Raw genomic sequence first — 5,565 nt, 5'->3', positions numbered from 1 at the left:
CTTTTGGTTCACTTGCTTCTGATACGTTGCCTGCTGGGTCTGTTGCTGTCGCTGTTACATTTCCTGCTGGAATATCTTTCGTTGGTGTGATAGTTGCTTTACCATTGTCACCTGCTACAGCTTCTCCAAGTTCATTACCATCTTTGTCTAGTAATTTAACTGTTGATCCTGGCTCTGCGTCTACTACTACTGGATCTTTAGTTCCGGCTTTACCTGTTAGATCTGTTTCTACAACTGGTTTAGCTGGTGCTGTTGTATCTTTAGTTACAAATTCTGACAATGGTTTTGTATCTGTAGAACCATCTGTATAGGTTACTACAAGATTTCCTTGGTCATCTTTTGTTACTGATTTAATCTTACCATCTTTATCAACTGGAGTATTTTTTGCTATATTCGCGTCGTCGTTATCCTGCTTGTACTCAAGTTGCAGTTTTTCTTTGATTTTATCTAAGTCACCTGCTGTTACGTTAGCTGGATTAGCTACCTCAACTTTTTCAGTTGGTGCCTTGATATCGTACTTATCCGTCTGAGATTTAACGATAAATTCAACATACCCAGGTTTTCTTCGACGAAGTTCATAGTCATTCTCAACATTATAGGCTTCATTTGCTGGCATAGATTTAACACCGTCATTATCTTTAGCCTCGATAAAGCTTGTCCACTTTTGCCCAGCTCCCAGATTTGTTACTCCAACCATCTTGATAGTAGCTGTTTTCTTATTATCGGATACAGTTCCATCCCCAGATGCTACAGCACCATTAGTTACCTTTCCTATAGTAAAGCCATAAACACTAGCGTTATCACTTTCATCTTGACCTTTATTTCGTAGATATAAATCTTTTACTGTCGTTTCGTCTTTACCGGTGAATGTTAAATCAGTCTTTTCACCTGTATAAATGTAAATTTGACGTTTAGCAGCATTTGAGTATGGCACTTCTACTGTTGGAGCTTGATTTACTTTAACAGTATGTGTATACTCGTCAGATTCTTTACCTTGACTATCTACTGCTTTATATTTAACAGTATATGTTCCTGGTGTTGCTAAATCTGCTGCTTCAAGAGTTGTTTTGCTTGTATCACCATTAATAGATACTACTCTTGGTGTACCTTTTGTTCCTAATGTAGCATTTTGGTCATCTTCATGGTCTGTTACTTTCGCTAGAGTTGAAAGATTTACAGTTCCACCTGCAGTTACTGTCGTTACATCTGAATCTGTTGCAGATGATACTACTGGTTTTTCGTTTGTTACTGGAATATTAGCTCTACCTAAGTAAGTACCTTTTGTAGCTAGTCCGTTGTGAGGAATGATTTCTAGGTTAGCACCTTCTTTAACTGGCTCTGTTAATGTTAATGTAACAGTATCAGAGAAGTTACCCTTAACAACGTTTTTAACTGTTGCTTTTCCAGCATTGTTGCCAGAAATCACAAAGTTACCATCAGATTCACGTTTAATATCAATTTGTGGTTTAGAATTATCATTTTTGTTTGTATACCAGAAGTATGCAATACCTGCATCATGCGGAATTGTAACTGTAACTTCTTTAGCTCCTGCTACAACGCTCTTTCCATCCTTAGCTGCGGCTGATGGCAAGATAGTAGACCCACCTTCTGATACTGTTACCGCTGTTGCTGCACTAGATACTCCATTGACAACTTGCGTAACTTCCACTTTATTTTTAGGAGCATAGAATGCATTTGACGCTGCATTACCACCTAAAATTTCGTTACTATTCAATCCTTTATCTAAAGGAAGTTTCCAGTTTCCATCAGCGCCAACTTGTGTTGTTTTTTCTGAGATTACTGTTGTTCCTTCTGGATTTTTAACAGTCACTTTGATAGTTGCACCAGGTGTACCTGTTCCTGTTAATTCCTCGTCAGTTGAAAGAACTGTATTTCTAGCGTTAGCGTTTGTATTCACTACTGGCGCTGAAGCTTGAACAGTTACCGTATGTGTATACTCGTCAGATTCTTTACCTTGACTATCTACTGCTTTATATTTAACAGTATATGTTCCTGGTGTTGCTAAATCTGCTGCTTCAAGAGTTGTTTTGCTTGTATCACCATTAATAGATACTACTCTTGGTGTACCTTTTGTTCCTAATGTAGCATTTTGGTCATCTTCATGGTCTGTTACTTTCGCTAGAGTTGAAAGATTTACAGTTCCACCTGCAGTTACTGTCGTTACATCTGAATCTGTTGCAGATGATACTACTGGTTTTTCGTTTGTTACTGGAATATTAGCTCTACCTAAGTAAGTACCTTTTGTAGCTAGTCCGTTGTGAGGAATGATTTCTAGGTTAGCACCTTCTTTAACTGGCTCTGTTAATGTTAATGTAACAGTATCAGAGAAGTTACCCTTAACAACGTTTTTAACTGTTGCTTTTCCAGCATTGTTGCCAGAAATCACAAAGTTACCATCAGCTTCACGTTTAATATCAATTTGTGGTTTAGAATTATCATTTTTGTTTGTATACCAGAAGTATGCAATACCTGCATCATGCGGAATTGTAACTGTAACTTCTTTAGCTCCTGCTACAACGCTCTTTCCATCCTTAGCTGCGGCTGATGGCAAGATAGTAGACCCACCTTCTGATACTGTTACCGCTGTTGCTGCACTAGATACTCCATTGACAACTTGCGTAACTTCCACTTTATTTTTAGGAGCATAGAATGCATTTGATGCTGCATTACCACCTAAAACTTCATTACTGTTCAATCCTTTATCTAAAGGAAGTTTCCAGTTTCCATCAGCGCCAACTTGTGTTGTTTTTTCTGAGATTACTGTTGTTCCTTCTGGATTTTTAACAGTCACTTTGATAGTTGCACCAGGTGTTCCTGTACCTGTTAATTCCTCGTCAGTTGAAAGAACTGTATTTCTAGCGTTAGCGTTTGTATTCACTACTGGCGCTGCTACTGTTTCATTTTCAACAATTACATTTACAGGAACTTCTTTTGTAGATGTATCTGGGTAAGTTACACGTACTGTTGGTCTTACGGTTCCTGGGTTCGATGTATCTACAGTTGTTGTGTATTCTGCTGTTGTTCCTTGTGGAAGAGTGTCAAAGTTTCCAATTGATTTTTTCGCATCTGGTTTTTGACCAACTTTTACAGTTTGATCTTTCGCTGTTGGTTCAGGGGAAACATCAGACTGCCACATTTTCACAGGGTTAGCTGCAACGTTGGCAAAAGCTGCATTGGCACCTGCAGTGGCACTACGCATCATCCCAAACACAACCTTCATATCTTTCAGTTGTTCATTAGTTGTGTCATTAGGAACTGTTGTTGTAAAGCTCCATACATAGCTATTATAACTAGAACCACCTGTAGTTGAACGGTCTACAATCAATCGGTCTCCATTTATAGCTGCCGCCCTTAGTATATCTCGAGTTCCTGGAGAACTATCTGATGCCGCATCCTTAAAATATCTAGGCAGTTGAGTACTAAGATTTTCTATATAACGCCCTTTACCCCCATCAGGCCAATCAGCTAGATTAAAAGTCTCCGGATCACCTATTCTTGGTAGACCTGAAGCCATGTCTGGCGTTGGATTGTCAAACGTTGAAGACTCGCTAACTGGCTTACCATCCGGTTTGTAACGTCGAGGTAGTCTCTCACCGGGGAAGAATTTAGGATTTCGCGGACTCGCATACTGTGCACGCGTAATCGTATCCGGCATATTCACTTCTTTAGGAATCTGGATATAGTTACGGTAAAGCTCCCCAGCGTCAGTATGGTACGTATCCGGTATATTCTCTGAATAGTTATTAAAATAGACAAGCCAATCTAACGAAGTAATTTTCCCATTAGCATCTTTGTGATATCTAACTTTATAATTTGTTACCCGAGAAGTTATACGAGCAGCCTCAGATGGCTCCGTTTGACGATTAACGTCATTAAGGATATAGGTATCACTATGACCATTTGGTGCCGCATTTGTATCTTTTGAAACAGCAACTTCCGCCCTAAATTGAATTCCCGTTGGAATCGCTTGACGATTACGTGGATCATTAGATCCTGTGTTTTCGATTGAGTTAGATTCTGATTTTTTCTCAGTGTTTTCTGCTTTTTTACCTACAGTTTCTTTTCCGTTAGTAGTGTCTACTACTGGAGTTTCTTTTTTCTCTACAGGTTTAGTTTTTAATTTAGTGTTAACTGTAGTGACAAGTTTATTGTAAGCTTTTTTTAGTTCAGCTTGAGTAGTTGCATTCGCTAATGTAGTTTTTGCAGCTTCTAAATCAGCTTTTAATACTGCAACACTTTCTTCCGTTTTGTTAGCGTAAGAACCGTTAGAAAGTTTTGTTTCAATTTCTGAAATGTAGCTTTCAAGTTGAGTTTTGTTCAAAGCTGGTGTTACTGCTTCTGCTGGTTTAGTAGTAGCCTCTTCCGAAGTTGGTTTGTCTTCAGAGGCTGGCGCTGAAGCTTCTACAGATGGTGTATCTTGTTTGCTTAGCTCATTAGCTGATACAGCTCCATTACCTAAGAACATGAAAAGAGCAGCGACCGCTACACTAGCCGCTCCAAAGCTATATTTACGAATCGAGTAACGCGTGATCTTTTCACGGTGCAAACGTTCAACACGACTCATAGAGTTTTTGTGTTCCATTTTTTCTCCTTTTGGAATTAATTATTTTAGCTTCTACATAACAAAATTTATTACTTAAAAAGAATAAGCACTATTCTCTTGTGTATGCAGAAACCCTCACTCATATTCTATCTTATTTTCAATATATATGCAACTGATTTTATTTAAAATTTTCGCAAAAAAAAAAAAGCGTTTTGGGAAAGTAAGGAATTTTCAGACAGTTTTATTTTGCATTTTTTTACGTTTTAATATATATTTAATCACAATATTATACTGTTGTATTTTAGTTGCGATTTATACTTAATTGCAGAAGATTTTACATATATATAATTATAACTCAAGTAATACTCAATGAAAATCAAAGAGGAAACTAGGAAGCTAGCCGCAGGCTGCTCAAAACAGTGTTTTGAGGTTGCAGATGGAAGCTGACCTAGTTTGAAGAGATTTTCGAAGAGTATGAGTTTAAAAAACGAAAACAAGTATTAACTATTGGCCTAAAACAAAACATGCTATCTAGTTCGATAACATGTCCCCATTCTCATTTATAGCAAGGCCTCAAACTCAGCGACGGTCATTCCTAATTGTTCACTTGCAACCTCAGCTGTCAGAAGGCCTTGACGGACTAGATTTACTAAACCTACTTTTAATCCCTGTTCAATGCCCTCTACGCGACCACGTTCTAAGCCTTTTTCTTCAGCTTGTTCCAAGGCATAGTCATGCGCTAATAAGGCTTGTTCTTCTCGCATACGTAGTTGACTAAACATTTTCCTGTCCTCCTCGGACCAGCTCTTGTAGTCTAGCAGTTGGTCTGCCTGGCTGATGGCTCGCTCGGGTTGTTGGGTAAAGGGTTTATTCCCAAAAAACTCCAACCACGGCTTGCGAACCTCGTCTTTGCTGGTTTCTCTGTATTTTTAGGTCTTATTTATGATGGTTTTTCAATAGCTCCTCAAACTCAGCGACGGTCATTCCCAATTGTTCACTTG

Annotated in this window: 1 protein-coding gene and 1 pseudogene; both read right to left on the bottom strand. The window is 38.5% G+C overall.

What is annotated here, in order from left to right; translation table 11 throughout:
- On the bottom strand, positions 1-4,603 hold a 4,603-nt coding region (locus B7695_RS03625), incomplete at its 3' end, for a Rib/alpha-like domain-containing protein (protein WP_142358855.1).
- Positions 4,604-5,124: 521 nt separating this feature from the next.
- Positions 5,125-5,493 (bottom strand): annotated as a pseudogene (locus tag B7695_RS11395) (hypothetical protein); the annotation flags it as partial.
- Positions 5,494-5,565 lie beyond the last annotated feature (72 nt).

The sequence above is a fragment of the Streptococcus mitis genome (genome assembly GCF_002096845.1).
GTDB classification, from domain to species: Bacteria; Bacillota; Bacilli; order Lactobacillales; family Streptococcaceae; genus Streptococcus; species Streptococcus mitis_A.
The sequence above is the reverse complement of the archived record's forward strand: the minus strand, read 5'-3'. Positions and strand labels throughout refer to the sequence as shown.